The organism is Nonomuraea sp. MG754425, from assembly GCF_021699195.1.
Classification (GTDB): domain Bacteria; phylum Actinomycetota; class Actinomycetes; order Streptosporangiales; family Streptosporangiaceae; genus Nonomuraea.
The window spans coordinates 1-480 of the sequence record NZ_SSXE01000500.1; the positions used below are offsets into that span (position 1 = coordinate 1).

1 protein-coding gene is annotated in these 480 nt (G+C 69.0%); it reads right to left on the reverse strand.

The window, feature by feature from the left end:
• A partial coding sequence (locus FAF44_RS53700; RefSeq protein WP_237111196.1) for a universal stress protein occupies positions 1 to 351 on the reverse strand: 351 nt, incomplete at its 3' end.
• Between the last annotated feature and the right edge of the window lie 129 nt (positions 352 to 480).

Here is a 480-nt window from a genome sequence, read left to right on the forward strand (position 1 = left end):
GACACCCAGGGTCACCGACCCGAGGAGCAGCCCGGAGAACCCGCCCACCCCACGGCTGCCGAGCACGATGCTGTCGGCCCGCACGGCCTGGGCGATCAGCCTCTCCACGACGTTTCCCCCGGGCATCTCGGCGTCCACCTCGATCCCCGCGTCCAGCGCGTGCACCCTGCCGACGGCCGCCTCCAGCACCCCCGCGCAATACTTCCTGCCGTTGACGTTGTCCTGCCACTGCTCGCACACATGCACGATCTTCAGCGGCAACCGTCTTCGCCCCGCATCGAGGGCCGCCCACTCCACCGCCGCGTGGGACGGCGCAGAGCCGTCCACCCCCACCACGATCGGTCCGGCCATCGCCGCCCGCCCTTCACCTCATCTGCCACGCTGACCCACTGCACGGATACCTGTACAGGTCATGGTCTCGGCGACCACGAAGACGGCTGTTGGTTCAGCAAAGTTCACCCCGCGAGCCGACCGGACTTA